This window comes from Sorangium sp. So ce362 (assembly GCF_051519845.1).
In the GTDB taxonomy this organism is placed as follows: domain Bacteria; phylum Myxococcota_A; class Polyangia; order Polyangiales; family Polyangiaceae; genus Sorangium.
This window is the reverse complement of sequence record NZ_CP150332.1, coordinates 541,478-564,539: the sequence shown is the minus strand read 5'-3', so window position 1 is coordinate 564,539 and position 23,062 is coordinate 541,478. Positions and strand designations below refer to the sequence as shown.

Genomic DNA, 23,062 nt, shown 5'->3' with positions numbered 1-23,062 from the left:
TCCGTCCTTCCGGCTCACTCGAGCCGCAACAGCTCAGCCGCCTCGCGCTGCACGTCCTCGCCGCGGCGGTCGTATCGCTGGGTGGTGGTGACCCGCGCGTGGCCGGCCATCTTCTGCACGGTGAGCGGGTCCGCCCCGCGATCGAGCAACTCCGTGATGAACGTCCGGCGCACGTCGTGCGGGCTGAAGGCCTCGCCGCCGGCGGCGCGCGTGAGCCGCCGCAAGATGTCGAGCACCGCTTGGTCGCTCGGCCGCCGGGCCTGGATGCGATCCAGCCGGTCGATCGGGAGGAACAGCGCGGGGCAGGCGACGTGCGCCCGCGCCGCGAGCCATGCGTCGAGCGCGCCCGCCGCCGTCGACGACACGAAGGCCTGCCGCTCCGCGCCGCCCTTGCCGCTGACCTTCAGCGTGCCCTCGCGGGCGTTGTAGTCGTCGCGGTCGAGGGCCACGACCTCGGCGCGGCGCAGCCCGCACCCGTAGAGCACCGCGACGAGCGCCGCGTTGCGCGCGCCTGCGCGCGTGCGGCGGTCGCAGGCGCCGAGCAGGGCGACGACCTCCTCCTCGCGCAGCGCCCGGCCGGTCGGCAGACGCTGCCCGCGCGCCGGCTTGAGGTCGCTCGCGGCGGCGCAGTCCTCCGCGGACATGAGGCCCAGCCGGCGCGCCTCGCGGAGCACCCCTCGCAGCGCCGAGAGCACCCGGTTCGTCGTCGCCGGCGCGTAGTGCTCCACGAGCCGCGCGCGGACGGCCTGGGTGTGTTGATACCGCAGGAGGTGCCACGGCACCGCGTCCGCCCCCTGGCGTCCCCTTACTCCGAACGGAGTATTGCGCGCCGAGGCGGTGAGCACCTCCGCGACCACGGCGAGGGCGCTCCTCATCGACCGGCGACCCTTCTCGGTCGTCAGCGAGGCGAGGTAGACGAGGTGAGGCTGACGATCGAGGCGGGGCCGCTCGACCGCCGCGAGGGCCCCGTCCTCGACGACGGCGAGGGTGTCCGAGCTCGCGGGGTGGTCAAGCTGCACGCCCGCGACGATGCGCGCTCGCCCGTCACGATGACGAGGTGCTTCGTGGTGCTCGCCGGACGATTATTTCCCCTGCATTTCCCGCGTTTTTTGGCACCCAGTGCACTTGGGTGCACGCGGGGTTCGCCCGTGCGCTCGTCGGGGGCGAGCTACGCCGCTCGGCCCCGATGGGCTCCGTGACGGCGGGCCAGCTTCTCCAGGTCGAACGCCCTCGCCGAGCGGACCTGCCGCGCCAGCCAGTCGCGCATGACCACCTGAAAGCAAAATGGCCGGTCGAAGGCGTCGTAGAAGACGAGCAGGGGATCGATGTTCCGCCGGCTGGCCTTGTATACCATCTTCCATTGCGACGGCTGGAGTCCAGCCGCGACGGACATCGCCTTCCACCCCTCGAACCGCTGCTGGCGGGTCTCTGCAGGGTCGGCGGTGTCGACGCGCCGCCACGTGGGTTGGCCCATCGCGTCGAGCCCCGCAATGGCTTCGACCACGGGGCCGTCGTCGCCGACGACGACGCGCAGGCCCACGTCGCTATCGGACCACGCCACGCGGGCCTGGCCCCGCGCCAGGGTATGGGCGGTGAGCGGGAGTGACAGCGTAGGATGAGCCTCTGACACGATCGTAGAGTTTACAGCCCATTGCGCGCCGGGGCCGTTTTTTTCCCTCCCGTAGGACACTTAATGTCTCCCCGCGCGGGAGTGTGGGCACGGGTGGGCGACGCACCAAGCGTCAACCGCTCATCCGGCGCACCACCGGCCGGAGAGCCTTGGCCTCCATGAAGCGCTCGCGGGCGCGTCGTCGCGTCAGCGCGGCAGCGGCCGCCGAGCGCGCCTCTCGGAGCCGGGCCCACGCGGTGCTGCGGTCGGCGCCGGTCGTCATGGCGATCTCGTCGATCGAGTGTCCGTCCGCCGCGAGCTGGAGCAGGAGCTGCTGGACGACGGCGAGCTCGCCCACGGCCGCGACCTCGGCCCGGCGCTCGAGGCATGCGTCCGCGGTCGGCGCCGGCTCGACCAGCTCGTCGGGTCGCAGCTCGACGCCGCGGCGGGCCGACCTCCGGCGGTGATCTCGCGCCTGCCGCCACGCGATGCCACGGAGCCAGGGCCGCAGCGCAGCCCCGACGCTCACGCCGGCGGGTGGGGTGAATCGCCCGCCCTGCAGCGCGCGCCAAGCCCCCAACAGGACATCTTGCGCCACGTCGTCGACGTCGCTCAAGGCGACCCCCGCCCGTCTCAGCGCAGCTCGGATCAGCGCCCGCTCCCGCCACACGCACGAGAAGTCCACGTCCATGTTCCCCCCCACGCGGACAACGCGCCAGCCTGCGCGCGCCCGATCTTGGTCACGACCGCTTCTCCTCCTCCAGGACCGTCGCGCCCGTCACGCCGTGATCTACCCGTTCGTACTTGCTTCGCAGCGTCGCCAACGAGAGCGTCTTGGGATTCCCGCTGCGCACCAGAGTGCAGTGCGCCTTGGTGCCATCGACGCTCTCCACGCGCACCAGAACGCGGAGCCCGCCCGTGCCCTGAAGCACGTCGCCAGGCTTGATGGCCTCACGCCGCCGATGCATCGGCCTTCGCCCGTTCCTCGCCGCTCGCCGCGCCCTCCATTCGCTTGAGCAGCTGCCGCAGCTCCGGCGGCGGCGGCACCTCCCCGCCCGCTCGCCGCGCCAACGGAGCGCCCGCGGACCGCGGCCCCGCGTGGTGCTCCTCGGCCGGCCGCGTCTTCGCGAGCCGCTCGCGGTCCGCGCGCTCGTGCCACGGCGTCCGGTAGCGCTGCAGGTGCCCGTGGATCATGTCGAGGCGGTGCCGGCGCGGCGCGTGCTCCTCCTCGCGCAGGAACCGTTTCGCCCAGTACCCGACCAGCTCAAGCCATGCCTTCTCGGGCGGAGCGCCAGGCGCATCCGCCGCCATCCGGTGCGCCTTGGCCGCCACCCGCCCGGCGGTCGCGCGGTCGGCGCCGTCCGGGTCCTCGCAGTAGGCGCCGTACCGGCGCGACCACGCCTCCGCGTAGATCTCCAGCACCTGCGCCGCCTCGGCTGGCGTGCCCTCCGGCAGCTCGGCAGCGTCCGGCCCGGGCCGGCCGATGGGCCCGGCCAGCACGCACCCGGCGAGGAAGTCCTTGAGCTTCTGCGGCGGCCGCCGGCGGGCCGCCTGCTTCACCGCCCCCTCGCGGATGGCCCCCAGCGCCCGGTCGAGCGTCTGCGTGCCGCCATCGACCGCCTTCCCCAGCGCCGCCGCGAAGTCCGGCTCCGCCACCTCGCGCAGCTCTGGCCGAGCCTGGAGCTCCGCCAGGATGGCCTCCGCCGCCGGGCTCAGGCCCGGCGCGGGAGCGCTCTCCTCCTCCCCCTCCTCCCCACCCTGGTCATCGACCCCTCGCTCCTGCGCGGGCGCGCGCGCGCGTTGCGCTCTCGAGTGATCTTTTTCCTGATCTTGGTCCTGATCCTGATCTTGTTCCTGATCTTGGTTCGGCGAACCGTTGGCGGAACCGTTCGCGAACCGTTCCGGCAACCGCAGCGGCACGTCCGCGAACGCGCGCGCGAAGGCCTCGCGGAAGCCCTCGGGGCAGGTCATGAGGTGCGCGACGATCGCGTCCAACCCCGCGAATTTTAGAGGACATTCTGGGATCTCGTCCCAGTAGGCCCGGTACGAGAGCACCATGTTCGGGTTCGCGGGCGGGTTGTGTCGGCACGCGTTCGGCAGGCAGACGACGCGCGCGTCCCAGTCGGCCGTCGCCATGCGCGCCTCCGCCAGCTCCGCGAACGCTCCGTCGAACCGCTCGACCGGCCAGCTGAGCGCCTCGGCCAGCTGCGCGCGCCCGGCCGCGAACAGTCCCGGCAGGGTTGTCACGACCGGACCGGTCAGCAGGTACAACCAGAGCAGCTTGGCGTCGCCGGTCAGGCGGCGGAACTTCTCGTCCCCCCACAGCGACACCCAGACGACCCGGTACCGCCCCTTGTTGGTCCGGCGCCGCTCGGGCCCTCTGAGCCGGCGGGTCCTGCGCGCCGACCCGTCACGCTTCTTGACGCCCGACCCGCCGCTGGAACCTCGCCCGCTGGGGCCGCGGCGCCCATCGTGCTGCGCGCTCGCCGTCTCGTCGCTCATCGATCCTTCTCCGTGCCCAGGTGTGTCCGCGCCAATGCCGCACCTCCGCCCTGCCTTCCGAGCAGAGCACCGCCAGCGCGGGCCCGGCGCGCCGCCACGGGAGCCCCGCGCGCTCAACCGCGAGGCTCTCGAGCACCCAGCCCCCGTCGTCCGGGAGCTCGGCCAGCATCCGCTCGACGTCGGAGAGCACGCCCGCCGAGCGCGCCGGCGCGCCTGACGTCATGCCGCCGCGCCCTCGGAGCGCTGCGGACCGCGGCGAGCTCGCGCGAGGGGCGCGGACGGCGCCGTCTCCCGGAGCGCAGCGAGCACGGACGTGTGGTTGCGGCCGCAGAGCCGGCCGATCTCGATGGAGGACATGTTGTACCTGTCCGCCAGGATCGACCACAGCCGGCGGCGCGCGGCGTGCAGCGCCCGGCCCCGCTGCTGACCGAGCAGCTCGATTGCCTTGACGCCGTGATCGCGAGCGACGGCGCGCACGAGGGGCATGAGCCCGCGCTGGCGCAGCTCGCGGACGAGATGGTGCTCGGCGCTCATCTCGGCGCCCCTGAGCGCAGGTCAGCGCGGCGCACCTTCGGCCACTCCAGCTCCACGACGGCACAGAGCGCCGCACGGTCGAAGAGCTGGGCGGTCTCCTCGAGACGTAGCCCCCGGGCATACGTCGCGAAGGCCTCCGCTGCGTGCCAGACGAGCCGAGGGCTCCAGTCGATCACGTCGGCCCACCGGAGGATCACCTCCCACGCGCTGCAGTCCATCGGAGCGCCGACCGCGAGTCGCAGCAGAAGGTCCCGGCCTGTCGGCGGCTCGGGCCCGCGCAGCTCGCGGAGCTCTTCACCCCGGATCACAGCGTACCTACCCGACATGGCCGACCTCCCTCCCGAGCGCCTCCGCGTGCGCCTGCGCGCGGAGCGGACCTGGAACCTCTCGAAGGCCGGGTTGTAAGCGAGCGAAATTCCAGGTACGTCTGGGAGGCATCTCTCCGCCGCTGAAAGGCGGCGGCCCCATTGAAGCCGGAGCGCGGCAGCGTGGATCCTCTTCAGGTCCACCCTCTCCGCCGCTGAAAGGCGGCGGCCCCATTGAAGCGCCTCGAAGCAGGTCCGGTCGGAGCAGCGGTCCTCCTCTCCGCCGCTGAAAGGCGGCGGCCCCATTGAAGCAAGCTCGGCGCTCGCGCACCACGAGCCTGGAGCGCGGGCTCACGGGGCCTCCGCGCGCGCCTGTGCGCTGCCGGTGCTGCGTCCCTTCTGCGGGCGCGCGCCGGCGAACAGGCGGCGCTGCACAAGCTCGAGCTGGTGGTCGCGCTCGCGCACGACCTTCCGCGCGATCAGCTCGTCGCACGCACGCGGCGTGCGCTGCGCGAACGGTTGCTCCTCCGCCTCGAGCCCGGCGCGGAGCTCCGCGCGGGAGAGCGACCGCTCGGCGAGCGCTTCGACGATGCGCTCTTGGAGGCTCCCGCAAACGGAGCACAGGGTCGGCGCGACCCAGCAGCATCCACCCTCGCAGGCCGCGTCCTCGGTGCAGCCGCACACCGCGCACGCCTCCTCGCTCGCTCCCGCCTGGCGCTTGTCGCGAGACGCGGTGGCCTTGGCCGGTGAGCTCGCCGCCGCCTGGCGCGTCTTGCTCTTCGGGCGCTTCGAAGCCGCTTCGCGCGCATCCTGCGCGGCCGTCTCGCGGGCCCGCCGCAGCGCCCCGGTGTGGATCCTCTTCAGGTCCACGCCGTAGAAGGTCGCCGCCATGTGGAGAGCGGAATCCCTTCGCGCGTAGGAAACGTCGCCCTGGGATCCGACCAGGATCTCGATCGCGAGCGCGCGCGCCTCGGGCTCCTTGACGCCGGTGACGTGGCGCCGGACCGCCTTCTCCTCGCTCTCGTCGTCGCGCACCTCGATCTTCCGACGCTCGATCACGTCGCTGAGGTTCCACGGTCCGACGACCTCCAAGAGGAGCGCGACCAGGAAGCGCCAGAACGAGAGCGAGGGTTTCGTCTCGGCCGCCTGCTCGGCGACCGCCGCGAGCGCCTTCTCGTACGCGGCCTCTTGAGCGGCGCGAGCGATGCGCGCCTCGGCCGTCGTCCGGCCCGCGTTCGGCGCGATGCGCGGCTCCTCCGGCGCCGGCGGTGACGCCGGCAGCTTGCCCGCGCTGTCGAGCGCCAGCACCGCCGCCTCGCGCGGGACGAGCTCGTGCACGCCGCCGGTCGGGTCGCGCACGAGCGTCACGGGGACGTCCAGTCCTCGGAGCGCGTCGCGCCACGTCGGCGCGCGCGGGGGCTTCGCCACCTCGGCCTCGGCGTCGTCAGCGTCCGAGGACACAGCGGCGAAGTCGCGACCGACCATGTAGCAGGGGTCGTCGAGCTCGTGGAACTCTTGCGCGGCCTTCCCGGACAAGTGACCGGCCGGGAACAGCCGCGCCGCCTCCTCGCCCTCCACAACCCGTACGCCGCGCGAGAGGCCACCGGCGGCGACGCGTTGCCAGTGCGCCAGCTTCTTCTCCTCGAAGCAGGAACGGTCCGCGCACCGGTCCTCTTCTTCCCCCGCCTCGGCGTAGAGCAGCATCTGGGCGCCGGACCGCTTGGGGCAGCCCCCGCATGCGCCCGCGTCCGGCACGAGCGCCGGATCGTCGCGATCGAACTGCGCAGCCGCGAGCCGGAGCATGAACTCGCGCTCGACCATGCGCGTCACCTCAGGCGGGCTCATCTCGCTGGCGAGGACGCGCAGGACGGCGGCGTTACGGTCGCCCGGGTGCTGGATGCGCGCGAGCGCCTCCGCCGACCTCACCTGGAGCGAGCCGCCCTCGAGCGCGCGCTGCGCGTCCTCGGGCAGGGTGAGCAGCCGCAGCCGCCGCAGCACGCGCGCCTCGGGCTTGTTCACGAGCCTCGCGATCTCGTGGGTCGCCCGCCCGAACCGCTGCTGCAGGAGGCGGTACGAGCGGGCCTCGTCGAGCGGTGAGACGTCCTCGCGCTGGCCGTTCTCGATGAGCTGGAGCGCGACGATGTCCTCGGAGCTCAGGTCGTCCCGCAGCTCGGCGGGCACCGTGGCGAGCCCCGCGAGCTTGGACGCGCTCCATCTCCTCTCGCCGAAGATGATCTCGTACGAGCCCTCTACCGTGGAGCTCCGGATCCAGAGCGGCTCGAGGACGCCGTGCTCCCGGACGCTCTCGACCAGGTCGGCGCCGTCGCGATTCCGGGTGCGGGGCTGGGTGGGCGACGCGCGTAGGCGATCTACGGGCACGTCGAAGATGATCCGGCTCGACGGCTGCAGGAGAGGTTCGCTAGAAGTCGTGCTACTCATCGTCGCGGCCTTTCTGAGAGGTCGAAGGGCTCGGCGGTGGTTCCGCACCGCCGAGCCCGCTTTCCGTTGACGAGCCCTCGGCCCGGCGCGGCCCGCGCGCAGGACCCGCCGGCTCACGGGCCTGCCGGCTCTCCCCCTCCTGCCCGCGGGTCGCAGGCTCGCCTGCGGTTGCCCCGGGTGAAGTCGCGGCGGCGAGCTCGCGGCGGTACATCCCGCGGCGCGCTCGCGCCTTCGCCTGCCACACGACATCGAGAGCCCCATCGAGGGTGAGCATCTCCACGACGTCCCCGCTCGGGGGCTCCGCGGCCTGCGGCGCGATGAGCGCGTCGAGCGTCTGCTGCTGCGCGCGCACGACCTCGTAGACCTCCTCGAGGTCCTCGCGGTTGCGCTTTGCCCCCGGGGCCCCGCTGTCCTCGAGCTCGCAGTACTCGCCGAGCACCTTCCGCAACGCGTCGGCTTCGCTCGACAGCCACCGGCGGACGATCCGCAGCACAGCCAGCGTCGCCGGCGTCCAGCTCGGCGGGCGCCGCTCGCGCTCGGCGCCGGTGGACCCGCGTTTCTGCTTCCGCGGGCGGCTCATCGGGCCGATCTCCGCGCCGGCGCGGGTTCGGCTTGCGGCCGCTTCACCCGGGGGAGACGACTCCCCGGCCTGTCTTTGGGCCTAGCGGTGACGCTCCGTGCGGTGACGCTCCGCCACTTGTGCCACGGCACCTCTCCCCCGGTGGCTTGCTCAATATCCCAGGCGAAATCGACTGAGGTCCTTCGCCGCTCGCCGTTGAGCGCGCGCTGCACGGTGATGCGATCGAGATCGTGCAGCTCGCAAAACTTCGGGACGCTGAGCTCCCGTCGCGTGAGGTACGCCCGGAGGTCGCGGGCGCCATCGGTGGGACGATGAACAGGCACCGCACGACGCTAAGGTACAACTTTGAACGTGTCAACTTGTACGAACAGGGTCGGGAATTGTGCTACAGTCCCGTCCCGGTACCGTCGGGCGCGTGACGCTCGCGGAACGACTCAGGGCGCTGCGGAAGGCCATGCAGCTGACGCAGGAGCAGCTGGCCGAGAGATCAGGCCTCCGACGCACCGAACTCCCTCGCCTGGAGAGGGGCAGCAACAAGGGGAGCTCGCTGGCGATCCGCCAAGCCCTGGCCGACGGCTTCGGCCTGACGCTGGCGCAGATCAACGCCTACCTCGATGGACAGGCCGACTTGCAGGAGACCATAGAGCTCATCAGGCAGGGTGGTTCCACCCGAGAGTCAACGATGAGCCCGTTCGACATCGCGGTTGCGTACCTGGGCGACGCCGTCTCCGCGGAAGCAGTGGCGCGCGTCCGAGCTTGGGCCCGAGACCGGCCAGCCGCGCTGCCGCCTCGCGCCTACGGCGAGAAGCTGATCGAGGTGCAGCGGGAGCTGCTCGAGCAGCTGGCCGAGCGCCAGCCGGCGCCGGGTACGCACGTGCGCAGAAAGAAGAGCAGCTAGCCGTCGCAGATTCTGTACGTACAAGTTGACACGTACAAAAACGAACCGTACCCTCGGTCTCGATGGATGCAGTTCCTTTCGAGGACCACCCGACGGATTCGGGCGATGACCGGCCCACCGACCCGGCCCCTGCGAGCTACCCGGTCGCTGGAGAGCGCTGCGCCGCGTGCGCGGGGAGCGGCTTGTGCCGCAACTGCAGCGGCCTGGGCCGACATCGGAGTGGAGGGCTCTGCGGCGCGTGCAACGCCGGCGACTGCGCTGCGTGCGACGGTGTTGGCTGGCGCGTGGCTCCGGCCGGCGGAGGAGACCCCGCGCAGCCGCTGACGCCGGACCAGCAGATCGAGCTCGAGGAGCAGCAGCGCCAGCGCCTCGCCGAGGAGCTGGAGCGGGTCAGCGCTGCGATGCGCGCGTCGGATCAGCGGCTGGCCGACCTGCGCTCGGTGCGCGACGCGGTGCCCCCGCCGGCGGCGTGCGCGGGCTGCGGTGGCTCTGGGGTCTGCCCGCGGTGCGGCGGGCAGGGCTCGTTCAGGCACGGGGAGCTGGACCGCGTGGCGTTCTGTGGATGCGTCGCGGGGCGCTGCCTGCGGTGTAGCGGCTCGGGCGCCAGCTCGACGGGGGCGCCGTGAACAGGCCTCGCGTCGTGGTCTATCCGACGGACGTGGAGCGCCACGGGAGCACGCGCCGGATCGCCGTGGTGCGGCTGCCCGATGGTTCGCTGCGGTGTCTCGACTGCGACGCGTGCGCCCCCTGGGAGGGCGAGCTCTCGCCCGTGGAGCTCGCGCAGGCGCACGAGGGGATCGAACGCGAGTTGAGCCGGCTCGGCCGGCAGAAGGAGAGCGTCATGCGAAGCGTGGTGGGTCCGCGGCTGCTCAGCCGCGTGCTGGACGACCTGGAGGAGCACAGCGCGGAGCGTCTGCCGGTGCATGCCGACGAGCTCCGAGAGCGGCTCGGCGTCGACGTCGAGGAGCTGCGCGCGGCGCTCGACACGCTCGAGGACGCGGGGTGGCTCAAGCGGGACACCGCGGCCCCCACGCTGATCTGGCTCGAGATGGAGCCCGCGCCCCAGGACAGCGGCGAGCCCGAGCCGACGGTGAAGATCGAGCGCTGCGCGCTCGCTGGAGCGCTCTCGTGATCGCGCCGGAGTCGGACTGGCCGCAGCGGCTATCCATCGCCGTGGCGGAGTCCGCAGGCGAGTTCCTTGAGGCCCGTGGACTCGACCGGAACCCGGGCACCGGGTTGGCTGCCGCCATGGCGCTCGTGAACGTCGCGTTGCAGGTGGCGCTCGGAAGCGGCGTGCCGAAGAGGCGGTTGTTCTTCTCGACGCTCGAGCTCTTGGCGCGTCGCACCGACACGTCGCTGGTCACCGTGCCGCTGCCGGACGCGTCCGGGGCGGGGTGCGGGAAGCCCTCGTAGCGCGAGAGGAGGCGCCGGTGACGGGGGTGCTGCTCGGGGTGCTCGCTGCGCTCGTCGCGTACGACGTCGCGAGATGGCTGGTCCGGCGGCGATTGAGGTCGTCGGAAGAGAGGCGGCGCGCGGGAGCGCGTCTGATGTGGGTGCGCGGAGGGCTCAGGTTGGCCCGCCGCGCGAGGGGTCGGCATCGGAGGTCCACATGGTCGAGATAGCCGTGCTCGTCGCTTGCGCGTTCGCCGTCGTGCTCTGGTTGGCCTACAGGCTCGCGCCCTGGGGGCGTGAGATCCGCGAGGCCATGCGCGACGTGCCCTCGGGTCACTACGGGGTCTACTACGTCGAGGACCCGACGCCGCTGCGCTCGCGCGGGGTGGCGTGCAAGGAGATCGGTCGGAACCTCTACGTCGTCGAGTTCCCCGTGTCGGGGAGGATGATCTACGACGGCCCCGCAAAGCGGGAGTTCCTCACCGCGTTCGACGGTGCGGCGTTCATCGCGACGCCGCGATCGTCGGACCCAGACAAGCCGTGGCGGCTGGTCGGTCCCGTGCCGATGCAGCGCAAAGCGAACGGGGGAGGCCCGTCATGGTGACCGAGGTGCTCGCTGGTCTGGCGCTGCTGCGCGTGTACGTGCAGGTCGAGGGGGTCAGCTACTCGGCCGGGATGACCGTGGACGGGGAGATCGAGCTCGCGCGCGGCGGGGACGTGGTCGACACCGGCCGCTTCAACGGCAAGCACATCGTCGGCATCTCCGGCGAGGTGACGTTGCCGCAGCGGGCCTACCTCGCGCTCGAGGAGGGGCTCCAGGGCGCCGCGGCCTTGGTCCAGTACCTGGCGACGCCGGCGACGCCGGCGACGCGGGAGCTCGCGCCGTGAGCCGCGACGACGTCGTCGTAGAGCCCTGCGCGAGGCCCGGTCCCCGTGGGCTGCGCTGCCAGCTGCCAGCGGGGCACGCGGGGCGGCACTACGCGGACGTAGACCCGCCGGCCGAGCCCTGCGACGTGTGCGAGGCCGCATCAGGGGAGCATTGCCTCGACGCGGCGGCGTGTGCGCGCACGAGAGAGCGCACCGACGCGGTCTCGCCGCTGTTGCTCGTGCTCCTGATCGCGGAGGCGCGGTGAGCGCGCCCGCGCCCCCGAAGGTGCTCACGCCGGAGCAGGCGGGAGCGATCCTCCAGGTGGCCCCGAAGACGATCACGCAGCTTTGCGCGCAGGGCCGGATGCCGGGGGCGGTGAAGGTCGGGCGGCGCTGGCGGATCCCCGAGTGGGGTATCGTCAAGCTCTTCCCGCCGGCGGCGGCCAAGCCGGCTGGCCAGCGAGGTGGTGATGCCGATCTATCCGAAGGCGGGGCGCCGCGGGACGTGGCGCGTGGTGATGTCGGTCCGGGGCCGGCAGCGGGAGTGGACGATCCGCGGGATGAAGAGCGAGGCGGAGGTGTTTCAGGCGCGGAAGCGCCTCGAGCTGGAGGCGGGCGATCTCGCCGAGGTCAGGATCGCGCCAAAGTTCTCCGACTTCTGCGTGAGCCGCTACCGCCCTCACGCTGAGATGCACCTCCGGGCCTCGACGTGGAAGGTGCGCGCCTACCAGCTCGCGACGCTGATCGAGCACTTCGGCGAGCTGCGTCTTACGGCGATCACGACGGGCCAGGTCGAGGCGTTCAAGCGCGGGCGGCTCGCTGACGGCCGCGGCGCGCGCACCATCAACAACGAGCTCGCCGTGCTCCAGGCGGTGTGCACGTACGCGCGAGAGATCCCGGTGCCGATCGCTCGGTTCGCGATCCAGCCGCTGCCGGTCCGCGGACGCGGGCGCGTGACGTTCTGGAGCGAGGCCCAGGTCGCCGCGCTCTACGAGGCCCTCGAGGAGCTGTCGCCCGAGCTGCTGCCGATCGTCGTGTGCCTCATGAACACGGGGATGCGGAAGGGCGAGGCCCTCGCGCTGACGTGGGAGCACGTCGACCTGGAGCGCGGCCACATCCGGATCTGGCCCTCGCCGGAGTGGCAGCCGAAGGACAACGAGCCCCGCGAGGTGCCCATCGGCGACGCGCTGCTGCCGTGGCTCCGGCGCGAGCGGGTCTCGACGTGGGTGTTCCCGTGCAGCACGGGCGAGCGGTGGAGGTGCTGGCCCAAGCTCCAGTTCGATCGCGCGCGGCGCGCCGCCGGTCACGACCGCACCTGCCCCGTCTGGCTGGACCACGAGCGCGCGTGCCTCTGCGGCGCGAAGGGGCTGCGCGGCGGCCCGCACACGGCGCGGCACACGTTCGCCGCCCATTTTTTGAAGGCCGTACCCGACATGTACCTGCTCTCACAGATCCTCGGGCACAGCGAGACGCGGACGTCGAAGCTCTACGCGCACCTGCTGCCGGAGCACCTGGAGCGCGCGCGGGGCGCCGTCTCGCTGGTGCCGGACGTCGGGGCAGCGGAGGCGGCGGCGCGGCGACGGTGGGGGTGAGGCACCGTGCAAGGAGTAGACGATGGCCGTGATCGAGTATCCTGTCTTCATCGCCCACTGCGACTCGTGCGGCGCGCATGGCCCGTGGTCCGGCTCGGTCGACGAGGCGTTCCAGTTCGCACAGGAGGCCGAGTGGCTGGTGCGCAGGGCGAAGATACTCAGCGAATCGAGGACGCTCTGCCCCGGTTGCCGACCGAGGAATCTTGAGGAGGGTCGGTGACATGCTGACGCTCGCGGTGCTCAACCAGAAGGGCGGCGTCGGAAAGACGACGCTCGCCGTGAACCTCGCGGCCGCGGCGCACCTGGAGGGGCGCCGGACCCTGCTGCTCGACCTCGACGCGCAGGGGTCCGCGCTCGACTGGAGCGCCAGCCGCGCGGCGCGGAGCAGGCTCGACGGCCTCGCGTGCGCGAAGGTCGACCGGGCCATCAACCTGCCCCGCTTCCGGGAGCTCACGGCCGGCTACGACGTCGCGGTGCTGGACGGGCCGCCGAGGCTCGGCGACGTCTCGCGCGCCGCCGCCGTGGCGGCCGACGTCGTCCTGGTGCCGCTCCGGCCCGGCGCGTTCGATTGGTGGGCGGCGGCGGAGACGCTCGCGCTCCTCGACTCCGCCGACCTGGTGCGCGACGAGCTGCGCCGCCCGCGCGCCCGGCGGCTCTTCGTGCTCAACGCCGTCAACGAGCGCACGCGCGGCGGCCGCGCCGCGCGCGACGCGCTCCAGTCCGTCGGCGAGCTCGCGCCGAGCGTCGGCTCGCGCGTGGCGTTCCCCGACGCGGCGCTCGCCGGCGAGTCGGTGCTCACGACGGAGCCGGGCGGGGCCGCCGCGGCCGAGCTCCTGGCGGTGTGGGGCGCGATCGCGTCGCCGAGGGAGGCCGCCGATGGCTGAGCCGGTCCGGCCCACGAGGCCGAGCGAGGCGCGCGCGGCGGCCGCTGCGGCGGCGCGGCAGTTCACCGGCGAGGGGGAGGAGGTGCCGCTGAAGATCATGGTGACGTCGCAGACGCGGGCCGCGTTCAAGCGCGCGGCCGCCCAGCAGGGCGTGACGATGCGCCGCATGATCCTCGGCTGGGCGCGGGAAGCCGGGGTCGAGGTGGATGCGGCCGACCAGGGCGCGGACGCGGATGGGTAAGCGGCGTCAGATCGGAGGTGACGTCTGATGGATGACTCGAACGATCCGTTGCTAACGAGGTCGCCGCATGTCGACGAGCGCCTGGCGCCGCCCGAGACGCGCGTCGAGTACCTGCACGGCCAGCGGCTCATCGTGGCGCCTGCCGACGAGCCGCACGCGACGCTCCACTGCGACCTCGCTCATGTGGTCCGAGCCCACGTGGCGCCGGGCTACACGGCGGCGCTCGACATGCTCACGCGGACGTCGGCCGACTCGGACTTCGCCGCCGACACGAGCGTCTTCCCGGCGGCCCCCGATCCCGAGACGGGCGGGCGGCGCCTCGAGGAGATCGCGTTCGAGGTCGCGAGCGAGCAAGCCATGAGCGTGCCCACGACGAAGGCCCGCGAGCTTGTCCGGCGCGGCGTGCGCCGCGTCTTCTGCCTCGTGGTCGAGCAGCAGCTCACGCTCGAGTGGTCGCGCGAGAACGACGACTGGGCGCGGTTGCCGGAGGACGCCGTCATCGAGGACCGCTGCCTCGTGCGGCCGCTGCCCGTACGCGCGTCGTTCGACGCCGCGAGCGCCGACGAAGCCGTCTTCGAGGCGATCCTGCTGAAGGCGTCAGCGCCGATCAAGCAGGCGCTGACCGACGCGCGCCTCGCTCGGGAGCTGGCGCGCGCGCGCAAGACGGTGCTCGCCACGCTTGAGGTGCGGGACCTCGAGATCCCTGACCTCGTCCGCGTCGAGGTCCACCGCTGCACGGACATCGCGCAGCTCGACCGGTGGCTCCGGCGCGCCATCACCGCGACGAGTGCCGTCGAAGCGATCGACCTCGGCGGACCCGTGAACGACACGGAGGAGAACGGCTGATGAGTGCTCAACCAGCACCCGATGGGTCCGGCAGCGAGGAGCTCTGGTTCGAGGTGACGAGAGAGCAGGCCCTGGGCGAGTTCACCACGAAGGCCCGCGAGCTCGTCGAGAGCGGCGTCCGACGGGTCATCTGTCTCGTCCCCGAGATTCCCCGCGTTCTCGAGTGGTCGCCGGAGGTCGATGGGTGGGCGACGCTGCCGGTGGACGCCGCCATTGAGGATCGCTGCCTCAAGGAACCGCTGCCCGTCCGTACCTTGATCAGCGCTGCGCGCGTGATCGACGGTGTCGAAGAGGCTGCGCGGGTGAAGTCACCCGAGCCCATCGAGCGGGCGTGGCTCGAATCGCGGCTCGCGTGGGAGGGGATCGGATATGAGGACGGAGCGCTGAGGGAAGCACGCTGGACGCTCCTCGAGGTCCTGCACATGCGAGGGGTCAAGCCATCCGACGTCGTGCTGGCCAAGGTCTCCCGCTGCGGCGAGCGCGCGCAGCTCCACCGGTGGTTCCGGCGCGCCCTCACGGCGACGAGCGCCGCTGACGCGGTTGCGCTCTTCGATGACTCGAATGAGGGAACGTCCGGTGGATGACTCGAACGGCGCGCGGCCGATGCGGCCCAGCGCTGGAGACGTCGGCGAGCTGGCGACCGAGGCGGATCCCGATGGTACAAATGTACCATTTGTACCATTTGGACCATCGGCTAAGCTGTTGGCCATGGGTCACCCTGCCGAGAAGCGCCGCCGCGCGACGTATGCGGACCTGGAGGCCGTCCCGCCGAACAAGGTGGCGGAGCTCATCGGCGGCGAGCTGCACGTGATGCCCCGACCAGCGCCGCCTCATGCGAACGCCAGTTCTGGCCTGATCGGGGAGTTCCGCGGCCCGTTCCAGCGAGGCCGCGGCGGCCCTGGGGGGTGGTGGATCCTGAACGAGCCCGAGCTGCACTTCCCGGATCCGGCGGCGCCACGCGACGTGGAGGTGCTCGTTCCGGACGTCGCTGGCTGGCGCCGCGAGCGCATGCCAGCGCTCCCCAAGACGGCCCACTTCTCCCTCGCGCCCGACTGGGTCTGCGAGGTGCTGAGCCCGTCCACGGAGAAGGTCGATCGGGCCGACAAGATGCCGGTGTACGCGCGCGAGGGCGTGCAGACGGCGTGGCTCGTCGACCCCATCGAGCGGACGCTCGAGGTCTACTCGCTCGCTCCGCGCGGCTGGACCGCCGTGGCGACGCACCGCGGGGCGGCGCGGGTGCGCATCGCGCCGTTCCAGGCGATCGAGCTCGACCTTGCCACACTCTGGGAGACGGAGACGTAGGCTACGCCGCGCTCTCGACGCCGCGCGCGTCGTCCACCGCCAGGAGCTCGTCGGCGAAGCGCACGCCCTCGGCGAAGGCGTCCGCGAGCACGGGATCGGCGAGATCGAGGCCGGCAGAGCGAGCGGCCGCGAGCGCGCTCGGCGGCACGTCGCGGCCGAGCAGGGCGTCGGGAACAGAGCCGGGGAGGAGTCGAGCCATGCGCGCAGGGTAGCAGGCCGAGCTCGGCGCCGCCGACGCGGCACGCGGGCGAGGCCTCCCGAGCGTGGCCAGGCTCTGGCCAGGGATTTGCCGTCCCTGCCCGTCCCAACGGGCCGCAGCGGCCCGAAACGGCCGCGTAGATCCCGCAGCGGCCGCGAACCACGAACATCGCACTCTAGAGGTCGCAGGTTCGATCCCTGTCAGGTCCACCCTCGAAGCCGTCCAGTTCTCTTTCTTAGCAGTTCTTCTTTCCCCTCCGCACCGTCGCTGATCGCTGATCCCCGCGAGCGTGAGCTCACGGCGAAGCGACCCAGGCAAGCGCTCGAGCGCATGCCTTGCGTGAGCCGGTCCGGTGTCGGATCCGCGGCCTCCGCGCGCTGAGCGGCCCGCCAGAGGGAGCTCGTGTCAGCGGCGTGAGCTCCGATCGCAGCGCGCCGAGCTCCTCGCCCTCACGGCACCGTGCTTGTCGCGCGCCGCGTGCGGCACACGGCGCGAGCGGCGAAGCACAGAGAGGCACGGAGGCGGACAACCGATGTGCCCGCCCTCCCGTGCTGCCCGCGGCGCGCGCCCCCTCGAGACGGGCGGAGGCGCGGATCGCTCAATCCTCGATCGGCTCGAAATCGGCCTTGGTCGCGCCGCACTCCGGGCAAGCCCAGGTGTCGGGCAGGTGCTCGAACAAGGTCCCCGGCGCGATGCCGCTGTCAGGGTCGCCGACCGCCGGGTCGTAGATGAACTCGCAGACCAGGCACCGATATTTCTTCATCCGTGGTTCTCCTCAGGGGCTTGGCGAGCCGCGAAAGACGCTACCACAAGGGCTGTCGCCTCCGGAGGCGAACCTGCCGCGCCGCCCCGCCTCAGGGCGGCGCCGTCGCGCCGCGCACGGCGAGCTGCTTCTTGCGCAGCATGCGCGCGATCGGCCGGTAGACGAGCCGGAGGAGCCAGCGGGGGCAGAGGACGCCGAGGTACACGACGAACCACGCCACCACCCCGGGCACCACGAGCGCGCGCCCCCGGTCCACCGCGCGGACGAGGGCGCGCGCGCAGCGCTCCGGAGAGATCGACAGGAGCGCGGGGGGCTCGAGGTCCGTGAAGTTGCCGGCCATCTCGGCGAACTCCGTCTGCACCGGCCCGGGACAGACCTGCGTCACCCGCACGCCGGTGCCGGCGAGGTCGATGCGGAGGGCTTCGGTAAAGCTCGTGACGAAGTGCTTCGTGCCGATGTAGGAGGCCATCCCCGGCCCGAACGTGAGCCCGAAGCCGGAGCTCACGTTCGCGATCGCGCCGCGGCCGCGCGACACCATCGGGCCGACGAGCCGGTGCGTGAGGTACGCGAGGCTCGTCACGTTCAGCGCGATCATCTGCTCGGTGCGCGACCACGCCGAGAGGTCGAACAGGCTGAGATCGCCGAAACCGGCGTTGTTGACGAGGACGTCGACCTGGCCAAGCTCGGCCGCGACGGAGAGGAGCATCGCGTCGACCGCCGCCCGATCGGTGACGTCGCAGCCGAAGACGAGCACGGTGAGCCCGGGCCGCGCCGCGGAGAGCTCGGCGCGCAGCGCCTCCAGGCGATCCGTGCGGCGCGCGACGAGCACGAGCGCCCGGGCGCGGCCGGCGACCTCGCGCGCCAGCGAGCGGCCGATGCCCGACGACGCGCCGGTGATGAGCACGACCCCGCTGTCGATCGGCGATTGCACGGCCGCAAGGGTTGCCCAGCGCCCCCGGGCCGCGCAAGAGGCGCGTCGACGGGCGTCCTCTCCATCCCGTCCCGGAGCGTCCACCCGGCGCCCGCCCGCCGGGCGGGCGCGCATCGCGTGCACCTGGACAAATCGGACGAGGCGGGAATGCGCACCTCGGAGGCGGGAATGCGCACCTCGGAAGACAGGCGCTCCGGAGGCACCTCAGCACCTCTTGCGCTACCTTCGAGACCAGGAGTCGCAACCCCGCCGTAACACACATCAGGCCACAAGGCGCCCCTCGCGGCGGCCGCCGAGCCGCGCGCCCCGGCCGGCGGGCGCGGCGGCGACGCGGCCGAGGCGCGCGTTGACGTGGCAGGCGGCTCTATCTACCGTGGACGTCGTCCTCACGAGCCAGGAGACATCATGCGTTGGCCCTCATCTCTCATCTGTGTGCTCCTCGTCACCGCCGGGCTGAGCGCCTGCGAACGATCCGCGGATAACCAATATCAGGCCCCCCAGGCCTCGACGACGGCAAAGCCCTCCACGACGGGCGACGTGAAGCCGCTCGTCTTCGATCCGAACGACGTCAAGGCCTTCAAGGTCCTGCCAGCCAAATTCGAGTACGACAAGAACCCGATCACCGATGAGAAGGTGACCCTGGGCAGGATGCTCTGGTACGAGGCGCGCCTCTCGAAGAACCACGATATCTCCTGCAACTCGTGTCATGACCTCTCGACCTACGGCGTGGACAACAAGCCGTTCTCCTCCGGGCACAAGGGCCAGCTCGGCGGCCGCAACTCGCCAACCGCCTACAACGCGGGCCACCATGTCGCCCAGTTCTGGGACGGCCGCGCGGCCACGCTCGAGGACCAGGCCAAGGGGCCTATCCTGAACCCCGTCGAGATGGCCATGCCGGACGAGAAGCGGGTCATCACGACGCTCAAGTCGATCCCCGAGTACGTGAAGCTCTTCAAGACCGCCTTCCCCGACGACAAGGAGCCGGTCACCTACGACAACATGGCCAAGGCGATCGGCGCGTTCGAGCGCGGCCTGGTCACGCCGTCGCGCTTCGACAAGTACCTCGACGGCGACGACAAGGCCCTCACCGCCGAGGAGAAGGCCGGGTTCCACAAGTTCATCTCGCTCGGCTGCCCGACCTGCCACACGGGCGTCGCCGTCGGCGGCTCGACGTTCCAGAAGCTCGGCCTCGTGAAGGAGTTCGCCGGCCTCAAGGACAACGGTCGCTTCGATCACACGAAGGACGAGAAGGACAAGTTCTTCTTCCGCGTCCCGAGCCTCAGGAACATCGAGAAGACCTTCCCCTACTTCCACGACGGCTCGATCGCGACGCTCGACGAGACGGTGACCAAGATGGCGTGGCACCAGCTCGGCGTGGAGGCCAAGCCCGACGAGGTGAAGGCGATCGTCGCCTACCTCAAGGCGCTCACCGGCGATCTCCCGACCGAGTACATCAAGAAGCCCGAGCTGCCCCCGAGCACGCCGACCACGCCCAAGGCCGACCCGTCGTGAGCTGAGCGCCGATCCGATTGCGCCGGACGGGCCGATCGGGTCTGCTCCGCCCTCTCGGATGAGCACGAGCTCCGGCGACGACGACCGATCCGCGCCCGCTCCTGACGACGGAGCGGGCGCCTCCGCCGAGGGCGCTCCGGAGGCAAGCGAGGGGCGCACCGCGAGGGCGCTCGTCCTCGTGCGCGAGCGCTTCGACGGAGCGTGCGTCGCCTTCCCCGTCGCGGCGCCCGACACCGCGAGCTTCGGCCGCGACGAGGACGTCCTCGTCGAGCAGCAGCTCTTCCTGCGCGAGCACGCGGCCCGCGCCCAGCCCGAGGCGATCTCCCGGCTGTCGTTCCCGGAGGGGACCGCGCTCCTCTCCGTGGACGTCGCCGTCCCGCGCGACGATCTGCCGCGCAAGCTGCGGAGGGAGGTGCCGGTGAGCTTCCCCTGCGTCATCGTGCCCGCCGGCGAGCGGGCGGCGCGCGGGGCGCCGGGGCCGGCGGCGCGCGACGAGCGCGACGCGTGGGTGCTCGTGCCGAGCCTCGGCCACGCGTTCTACGTCGAGGCCGGCGAGCCGATCGAGCCGGCGATCCGGCACGAGGTGCGCCGGCTGCTCGCCTCGCAGACGCTGTCGACGTGGGAGCACATGGGGCTCCTGCCCGGGAGCGCGCACCGCCTGGAGGTGCTCCACGCCCCGCTGCCCGAGCCCGCGGGCGGGCGCGGGCCGCGGCGGGGCGTCTCCATCGCCGAGCGCGCGCGGCGGAAGAAGGCGGTGAACGCGCTGGTCGCTGTCGCGACGCCGCTCCACGTGGCGGCGCAGCGGAGCCCGACCGCGACGCCGCCGCTCGCCTGCCGCGACGCGGAGCTCGCGCGCCTCGCCGCGCTGCTCGACGGAGAGGAGCGCCTCGGCGTGCTGCTGGTCGGCCGGGAGCACGCCGGCAAGACCGCGCTCATGCAGGCCTACGTCGCGCGCCAGACGCGGCTCGTCTACGCGACCTCGGGCGCGCAGCTCGTCGCGGGCATGAGCGGGCTCGGGCAGTGGCAGGAGCGCATCCACGGCGTGATGGAGGCCGCCGCCGCGCTCGACGCGGTGCTCTACTTCGAGAGCCTCGACGACCTGCTGGCCGAGCGCTCCGAGGGGGGGCACGTGGACCTGGCCGGCGCGATGCGGCCCTACCTCGACGAGGGGCGGGTGCGCGTCGTGTGCGAGCTCCGGGACGACCGGCTCGACGCGCTCGAGGGGCGGCACTGGGCCTTCTTCGCCGGCCTGAGCCGCATCCGGGTCGAGCCGCTCTCGGCCGAAGACACCCGGAGGGCGCTCGCCGAGCGCGCCGAGCGCGACCGCCGCGTCGAGCCGCACCGCCCCTCGGTCGCGGGCGACGCGCTGACGGCGCTCGTCGATCTCGCGGAGCGGTACCTCCCCTACAGCGCCTTCCCGGGCAAGGCGGTGCGCCTTTACGACGACCTGCGCACCGTGCACGAGCGGGAGCGGACCGCGCAGGGGGAGCCGGTCACGCTCGGGCGGAGCGACCTCTACGAGCTGTTCTCGATGCGCACCGGGATGCCGGCGTTCCTGCTGCGCGACGATCTGCCGCTCCGGGTCGACCGCGTGGCGCGCGAGCTCGGGGCGAGCGTCGTCGGGCAGGAGCGCGCGGTGCGCGCGCTCGCCGAGACGATCGCCGTGGTGAAGGCGGGGCTGTCGCCTCCGGACAAGCCGCTCGCGACGTTCCTCTTCGTGGGGCCGACGGGCATCGGCAAGACCGAGCTCGCCCGCGCGCTCGCCGGGCTCCTCTTCGGGTCGCCCGAGCGGCTCGCGCGGTTCGACATGAGCGAGTTCTCGAGCGAGGGCGCGGCCGATCGCCTGATCCGCGGGACGGACGGCGCGGGCGGGCTGCTCACGGAGCGCGTGCGCGAGCAGCCGTTCTGCGTGCTCCTGCTCGACGAGATCGAGAAGGCCCACCGGGCCGTGTTCGACCTGCTGCTGCAGGTGCTCGGGGAGGGGCGCCTCTCCGACGCGCGCGGCAGGACGGCGTACTTCCACAACGCGATCGTGATCATGACCTCGAACCTCGGCGGGGCGGAGCGGCGCGCGCAGGCGGGGTTCGCCGGCAATCGGGGCGCGGCGCCTCCGGAGGAGCGGGCCGCGCTGGACGAGGCGCACTACCAGCGCGTCGTCGCGGGCGCGTTCCGGCAGGAGCTCGTGAACCGCATCGATCGCGTGGTGCCGTTCCGGACCCTGACCGGCGCGGAGCTGTCCGAGGTCGCGCGCCTCACGACGCAGCGCCTGAGCCAGCGCCGCGGGCTCGCCGAGGCGGGCATTGCGCTCGAGGTGTCGCCGCGGGCGCTCGCCCGGCTGGCCGAGGACGGCCACGCGCCGGCCTACGGCGCGCGGGCGCTCCGGCGCCACGTCGAGGAGCACCTCGCGGCGCCCCTCGCGCGGCTGCTCGCGGGGCTCGGCGGCGACGCGCGGGAGCTCACGGTGTGGGTCGCCGAGGCGGGGGAGCCGGAGGCGCCGGCCGAGGGCGTCTTGGTCGGCCGCGCGGAGACGCCCGCGCTCCGCCTCGTGGCGCGGCGGCGGCGCGCGGCGCGGGCGGCGCAGCAGGCGTTCGGCGTCGAGCAGGTCGGCGATCTCCGGCGCGAGGTGGATCAGTGGATGGGCCTCGGGCCGGTCGAGCAGCTCCGGGAGCAGATCGAGTTCCTGCTGACGCAGCTGAGCCTGGCGAGCGGCCCTTCGCGCGACCGCCGGAACGAGATCGACACCGCGGGGCTGCAGGCCGAGCACCACCGGCTGAGCGAGCTCTGGGGGCAGCTGGAAGGCGCGCAGGAGGAGATGCACAGCGTCGAGGAGCTCGCCCTGATGGCGCTGCTCGAGGGTGAGGAGGTGCGCGAGCTCGCGCGCGAGGCGCGCGCCGCGTGGGAGGGCGTCCGCAAGGTGCTGCCGCGCGCGCTCGTCGCGACGGAAGCGCGGCGCGACGCGATCACGCTCGTCCTGGAGGAGCTCGACGAGGGGGCGTTCGCGCGGTGGCTCGCGCCGCTCCTGCGGGCGCTCCCGAGGCGGGGGTGGAGCGCGACGCTGCACATCGACGGCGACCGGGCCGGGCCCGGCGACGGCGCGTGGCCCGCGAGCCGGCGGTGGGGCCCGCCGCGCTCTCCGGGCGACGTGCTCGAGGCGCTCGATCAGCCGAAGCGCGGGTTCCGGAACGTGCTCTTCCGCTGCACCGGCGCGTACGCCGGCGCGTTCCTCTCGCTCGAGCGGGGGCACCACGAGCTCGTGGTGCGGAAGCGGGACGCGGGCGCCGCGCGCGACGCGTCAGACGACGGCCGGCTGCACGTGTTCGTGCACTTCGTCGCGCACGCGACAAGCATCGCCGAGGATCAGTGGGAGCATAAATCGCTCGCGCCGCCGCCCGCCGGCTCGACCGCGGCGCGGCGGCGCGGGGCGGCCGCGCGCGAGCACGACGAGGTCGAGGGCGCGGTGCTGATCGCGGGGCGCCGGGCGCGGATCGCCATGGATCCGGCGTGGTACTGGGAGCGCCTCGACGAGGTCGCGCTGGCGCACCTGCTCCTGTTCGAGGACGAGGGGAGCGGGCTCGATCGGAGCGAGTACTTCAGCGCGGGCGGGGACGGCGCGGCGCCCGGCGATGATTTGCCGGACGCCTGACGCGGCGGAGCCACTACCCTGCA

Annotated in this window: 28 protein-coding genes and 1 pseudogene; 17 read left to right on the top strand and 12 right to left on the bottom strand. The window is 72.7% G+C overall.

All coding sequences use genetic code 11. From position 1 onward, the window contains the following. Positions 1–14: 14 nt before the first annotated feature. The 9 genes from WMF17_RS02235 to WMF17_RS02195 all read right to left on the bottom strand — a co-directional run bounded on the left by WMF17_RS02235 (position 15) and on the right by WMF17_RS02195 (position 7,969). Positions 15–1,019, bottom strand: coding sequence for a tyrosine-type recombinase/integrase (locus tag WMF17_RS02235; protein WP_437647829.1), 1,005 nt, complete (start codon positions 1,017–1,019; stop codon positions 15–17). 149 nt (positions 1,020–1,168) lie between these two features. Beyond that, positions 1,169–1,540 (bottom strand): hypothetical protein, encoded by a 372-nt coding sequence (locus WMF17_RS02230; RefSeq protein ID WP_437647827.1) that lies wholly within the window; start codon positions 1,538–1,540, stop codon positions 1,169–1,171. A 202-nt stretch (positions 1,541–1,742) separates the two neighbouring features. Continuing rightward, positions 1,743–2,300, bottom strand: a complete 558-nt coding sequence (locus tag WMF17_RS02225; RefSeq protein WP_437647825.1) for a sigma factor — start codon at positions 2,298–2,300, stop codon at positions 1,743–1,745. Positions 2,301–2,349: 49 nt separating this feature from the next. After that, the gene (locus WMF17_RS02220; RefSeq protein WP_437647823.1) at positions 2,350–2,577 is read right to left on the bottom strand and encodes a hypothetical protein; all 228 of its coding nucleotides are present in this window, start codon (positions 2,575–2,577) and stop codon (positions 2,350–2,352) included. After that, positions 2,561–4,111, bottom strand: a complete 1,551-nt coding sequence (locus WMF17_RS02215) for a hypothetical protein (RefSeq protein WP_437647821.1) — start codon at positions 4,109–4,111, stop codon at positions 2,561–2,563. The genes WMF17_RS02220 and WMF17_RS02215 overlap by 17 nt, the downstream gene beginning before the upstream one ends. Positions 4,112–4,330: 219 nt before the next feature. Beyond that, a complete protein-coding gene (locus WMF17_RS02210; protein ID WP_437647820.1) occupies positions 4,331–4,645 on the bottom strand; it encodes a helix-turn-helix domain-containing protein in 315 nt (104 codons plus the stop codon). Next, a complete protein-coding gene (locus WMF17_RS02205) occupies positions 4,642–4,971 on the bottom strand; it encodes a hypothetical protein (RefSeq protein ID WP_437647818.1) in 330 nt (109 codons plus the stop codon). The genes WMF17_RS02210 and WMF17_RS02205 overlap by 4 nt, the downstream gene beginning before the upstream one ends. Before the next feature lie 330 nt (positions 4,972–5,301). Continuing rightward, positions 5,302–7,329 (bottom strand): ParB/RepB/Spo0J family partition protein, encoded by a 2,028-nt coding sequence (locus WMF17_RS02200; RefSeq protein ID WP_437647816.1) that lies wholly within the window; start codon positions 7,327–7,329, stop codon positions 5,302–5,304. A gap of 52 nt (positions 7,330–7,381) precedes the next feature. Further along, positions 7,382–7,969, bottom strand: coding sequence for a hypothetical protein (locus WMF17_RS02195; protein ID WP_437647814.1), 588 nt, complete (start codon positions 7,967–7,969; stop codon positions 7,382–7,384). A gap of 415 nt (positions 7,970–8,384) precedes the next feature. Between WMF17_RS02195 and WMF17_RS02190 the strand changes: the two genes are divergently transcribed. From WMF17_RS02190 to WMF17_RS02120, 15 genes and pseudogenes are all read left to right on the top strand, one after another. Next, positions 8,385–8,867, top strand: a complete 483-nt coding sequence (locus WMF17_RS02190; RefSeq protein ID WP_437647812.1) for a helix-turn-helix domain-containing protein — start codon at positions 8,385–8,387, stop codon at positions 8,865–8,867. Between the two features lie 62 nt (positions 8,868–8,929). Further along, on the top strand, positions 8,930–9,493 hold the full coding sequence (locus tag WMF17_RS02185; protein WP_437647810.1) for a hypothetical protein: 564 nt from the start codon (positions 8,930–8,932) through the stop codon (positions 9,491–9,493). Next, positions 9,490–9,999 (top strand): hypothetical protein, encoded by a 510-nt coding sequence (locus WMF17_RS02180; RefSeq protein WP_437647808.1) that lies wholly within the window; start codon positions 9,490–9,492, stop codon positions 9,997–9,999. The genes WMF17_RS02185 and WMF17_RS02180 overlap by 4 nt, the downstream gene beginning before the upstream one ends. Beyond that, positions 9,996–10,280 (top strand): hypothetical protein, encoded by a 285-nt coding sequence (locus WMF17_RS02175; protein ID WP_437647806.1) that lies wholly within the window; start codon positions 9,996–9,998, stop codon positions 10,278–10,280. Before WMF17_RS02180 ends, WMF17_RS02175 begins: the two co-directional genes overlap by 4 nt. A gap of 196 nt (positions 10,281–10,476) precedes the next feature. Next, positions 10,477–10,863: a hypothetical protein gene (locus tag WMF17_RS02170; protein WP_437647804.1), complete on the top strand. Its 387-nt coding sequence runs from the start codon at positions 10,477–10,479 to the stop codon at positions 10,861–10,863. Then, on the top strand, positions 10,857–11,147 hold the full coding sequence (locus tag WMF17_RS02165) for a hypothetical protein (protein WP_437647802.1): 291 nt from the start codon (positions 10,857–10,859) through the stop codon (positions 11,145–11,147). The genes WMF17_RS02170 and WMF17_RS02165 overlap by 7 nt, the downstream gene beginning before the upstream one ends. Next, positions 11,144–11,392, top strand: a complete 249-nt coding sequence (locus WMF17_RS02160; RefSeq protein ID WP_437651495.1) for a hypothetical protein — start codon at positions 11,144–11,146, stop codon at positions 11,390–11,392. Before WMF17_RS02165 ends, WMF17_RS02160 begins: the two co-directional genes overlap by 4 nt. Beyond that, a pseudogene (locus WMF17_RS02155) lies at positions 11,275–11,532 on the top strand (helix-turn-helix domain-containing protein); the annotation flags it as partial. The gene WMF17_RS02160 and the pseudogene WMF17_RS02155, both read left to right, overlap by 118 nt. Before the next feature lie 64 nt (positions 11,533–11,596). Further along, on the top strand, positions 11,597–12,718 hold the full coding sequence (locus WMF17_RS02150; RefSeq protein ID WP_437647800.1) for a tyrosine-type recombinase/integrase: 1,122 nt from the start codon (positions 11,597–11,599) through the stop codon (positions 12,716–12,718). A gap of 22 nt (positions 12,719–12,740) precedes the next feature. Next, complete coding sequence (locus WMF17_RS02145; protein WP_437647798.1) at positions 12,741–12,938, top strand: hypothetical protein; 198 nt, start codon at positions 12,741–12,743, stop codon at positions 12,936–12,938. Between the two features lies 1 nt (position 12,939). Then, entirely contained in the window at positions 12,940–13,602 is a 663-nt protein-coding gene (locus WMF17_RS02140; RefSeq protein WP_437647797.1) for an AAA family ATPase, read from the top strand. After that, positions 13,595–13,843: a hypothetical protein gene (locus WMF17_RS02135; RefSeq protein WP_437647795.1), complete on the top strand. Its 249-nt coding sequence runs from the start codon at positions 13,595–13,597 to the stop codon at positions 13,841–13,843. Before WMF17_RS02140 ends, WMF17_RS02135 begins: the two co-directional genes overlap by 8 nt. Before the next feature lie 27 nt (positions 13,844–13,870). Further along, positions 13,871–14,689 (top strand): Uma2 family endonuclease, encoded by an 819-nt coding sequence (locus tag WMF17_RS02130; protein ID WP_437647793.1) that lies wholly within the window; start codon positions 13,871–13,873, stop codon positions 14,687–14,689. Next, the gene (locus WMF17_RS02125) at positions 14,689–15,273 is read left to right on the top strand and encodes a hypothetical protein (RefSeq protein ID WP_437647791.1); all 585 of its coding nucleotides are present in this window, start codon (positions 14,689–14,691) and stop codon (positions 15,271–15,273) included. Before WMF17_RS02130 ends, WMF17_RS02125 begins: the two co-directional genes overlap by 1 nt. 124 nt (positions 15,274–15,397) lie before the next feature. Then, on the top strand, positions 15,398–15,991 hold the full coding sequence (locus tag WMF17_RS02120; RefSeq protein WP_437647789.1) for a Uma2 family endonuclease: 594 nt from the start codon (positions 15,398–15,400) through the stop codon (positions 15,989–15,991). A gap of 1 nt (position 15,992) precedes the next feature. Here the strand turns inward: WMF17_RS02120 and WMF17_RS02115 are convergent, their stop codons facing one another. From WMF17_RS02115 to WMF17_RS02105, 3 genes are all read right to left on the bottom strand, one after another. Beyond that, complete coding sequence (locus WMF17_RS02115; protein ID WP_437647787.1) at positions 15,993–16,190, bottom strand: hypothetical protein; 198 nt, start codon at positions 16,188–16,190, stop codon at positions 15,993–15,995. A 598-nt stretch (positions 16,191–16,788) separates the two neighbouring features. Continuing rightward, the gene (rd, locus tag WMF17_RS02110; RefSeq protein WP_437485945.1) at positions 16,789–16,953 is read right to left on the bottom strand and encodes a rubredoxin; all 165 of its coding nucleotides are present in this window, start codon (positions 16,951–16,953) and stop codon (positions 16,789–16,791) included. A gap of 91 nt (positions 16,954–17,044) precedes the next feature. Continuing rightward, positions 17,045–17,884 carry an SDR family NAD(P)-dependent oxidoreductase gene (locus WMF17_RS02105; protein WP_437600348.1) on the bottom strand — a complete coding sequence of 280 codons (840 nt, stop codon included), beginning with the start codon at positions 17,882–17,884 and terminating at the stop codon, positions 17,045–17,047. A 405-nt stretch (positions 17,885–18,289) separates the two neighbouring features. Here WMF17_RS02105 and WMF17_RS02100 point away from each other — a divergent pair, with 405 nt between their 5' ends. Further along, the gene (locus tag WMF17_RS02100) at positions 18,290–19,396 is read left to right on the top strand and encodes a cytochrome-c peroxidase (RefSeq protein ID WP_437647785.1); all 1,107 of its coding nucleotides are present in this window, start codon (positions 18,290–18,292) and stop codon (positions 19,394–19,396) included. Between the two features lie 58 nt (positions 19,397–19,454). Further along, positions 19,455–23,039: an AAA family ATPase gene (locus WMF17_RS02095; RefSeq protein WP_437647783.1), complete on the top strand. Its 3,585-nt coding sequence runs from the start codon at positions 19,455–19,457 to the stop codon at positions 23,037–23,039. Positions 23,040–23,062: the final 23 nt, after the last annotated feature.

What these genes read in the sequence shown, in the direction of transcription:
- WMF17_RS02165 (WP_437647802.1), top strand. Translation starts at nt 10,857, where the DNA reads ATGGTGACCGAGGTGCTCGCTGGTCTGGCGCTGCTGCGCGTGTACGTG.
- WMF17_RS02195 (WP_437647814.1), bottom strand. Translation starts at nt 7,969, where the DNA reads ATGAGCCGCCCGCGGAAGCAGAAACGCGGGTCCACCGGCGCCGAGCGC.
- WMF17_RS02115 (WP_437647787.1), bottom strand. Translation starts at nt 16,190, where the DNA reads ATGGCTCGACTCCTCCCCGGCTCTGTTCCCGACGCCCTGCTCGGCCGC.
- rd (WP_437485945.1), bottom strand. Translation starts at nt 16,953, where the DNA reads ATGAAGAAATATCGGTGCCTGGTCTGCGAGTTCATCTACGACCCGGCG.
- WMF17_RS02130 (WP_437647793.1), top strand. Translation starts at nt 13,871, where the DNA reads ATGGATGACTCGAACGATCCGTTGCTAACGAGGTCGCCGCATGTCGAC.
- WMF17_RS02185 (WP_437647810.1), top strand. Translation starts at nt 8,930, where the DNA reads ATGGATGCAGTTCCTTTCGAGGACCACCCGACGGATTCGGGCGATGAC.
- WMF17_RS02100 (WP_437647785.1), top strand. Translation starts at nt 18,290, where the DNA reads ATGCGTTGGCCCTCATCTCTCATCTGTGTGCTCCTCGTCACCGCCGGG.
- WMF17_RS02215 (WP_437647821.1), bottom strand. Translation starts at nt 4,111, where the DNA reads ATGAGCGACGAGACGGCGAGCGCGCAGCACGATGGGCGCCGCGGCCCC.
- WMF17_RS02150 (WP_437647800.1), top strand. Translation starts at nt 11,597, where the DNA reads ATGCCGATCTATCCGAAGGCGGGGCGCCGCGGGACGTGGCGCGTGGTG.
- WMF17_RS02210 (WP_437647820.1), bottom strand. Translation starts at nt 4,645, where the DNA reads ATGAGCGCCGAGCACCATCTCGTCCGCGAGCTGCGCCAGCGCGGGCTC.
- WMF17_RS02095 (WP_437647783.1), top strand. Translation starts at nt 19,455, where the DNA reads ATGAGCACGAGCTCCGGCGACGACGACCGATCCGCGCCCGCTCCTGAC.
- WMF17_RS02145 (WP_437647798.1), top strand. Translation starts at nt 12,741, where the DNA reads ATGGCCGTGATCGAGTATCCTGTCTTCATCGCCCACTGCGACTCGTGC.
- WMF17_RS02170 (WP_437647804.1), top strand. Translation starts at nt 10,477, where the DNA reads ATGGTCGAGATAGCCGTGCTCGTCGCTTGCGCGTTCGCCGTCGTGCTC.
- WMF17_RS02120 (WP_437647789.1), top strand. Translation starts at nt 15,398, where the DNA reads ATGGGTCACCCTGCCGAGAAGCGCCGCCGCGCGACGTATGCGGACCTG.
- WMF17_RS02220 (WP_437647823.1), bottom strand. Translation starts at nt 2,577, where the DNA reads ATGCATCGGCGGCGTGAGGCCATCAAGCCTGGCGACGTGCTTCAGGGC.
- WMF17_RS02125 (WP_437647791.1), top strand. Translation starts at nt 14,689, where the DNA reads ATGAGTGCTCAACCAGCACCCGATGGGTCCGGCAGCGAGGAGCTCTGG.
- WMF17_RS02225 (WP_437647825.1), bottom strand. Translation starts at nt 2,300, where the DNA reads ATGGACGTGGACTTCTCGTGCGTGTGGCGGGAGCGGGCGCTGATCCGA.
- WMF17_RS02135 (WP_437647795.1), top strand. Translation starts at nt 13,595, where the DNA reads ATGGCTGAGCCGGTCCGGCCCACGAGGCCGAGCGAGGCGCGCGCGGCG.
- WMF17_RS02205 (WP_437647818.1), bottom strand. Translation starts at nt 4,971, where the DNA reads ATGTCGGGTAGGTACGCTGTGATCCGGGGTGAAGAGCTCCGCGAGCTG.
- WMF17_RS02140 (WP_437647797.1), top strand. Translation starts at nt 12,940, where the DNA reads ATGCTGACGCTCGCGGTGCTCAACCAGAAGGGCGGCGTCGGAAAGACG.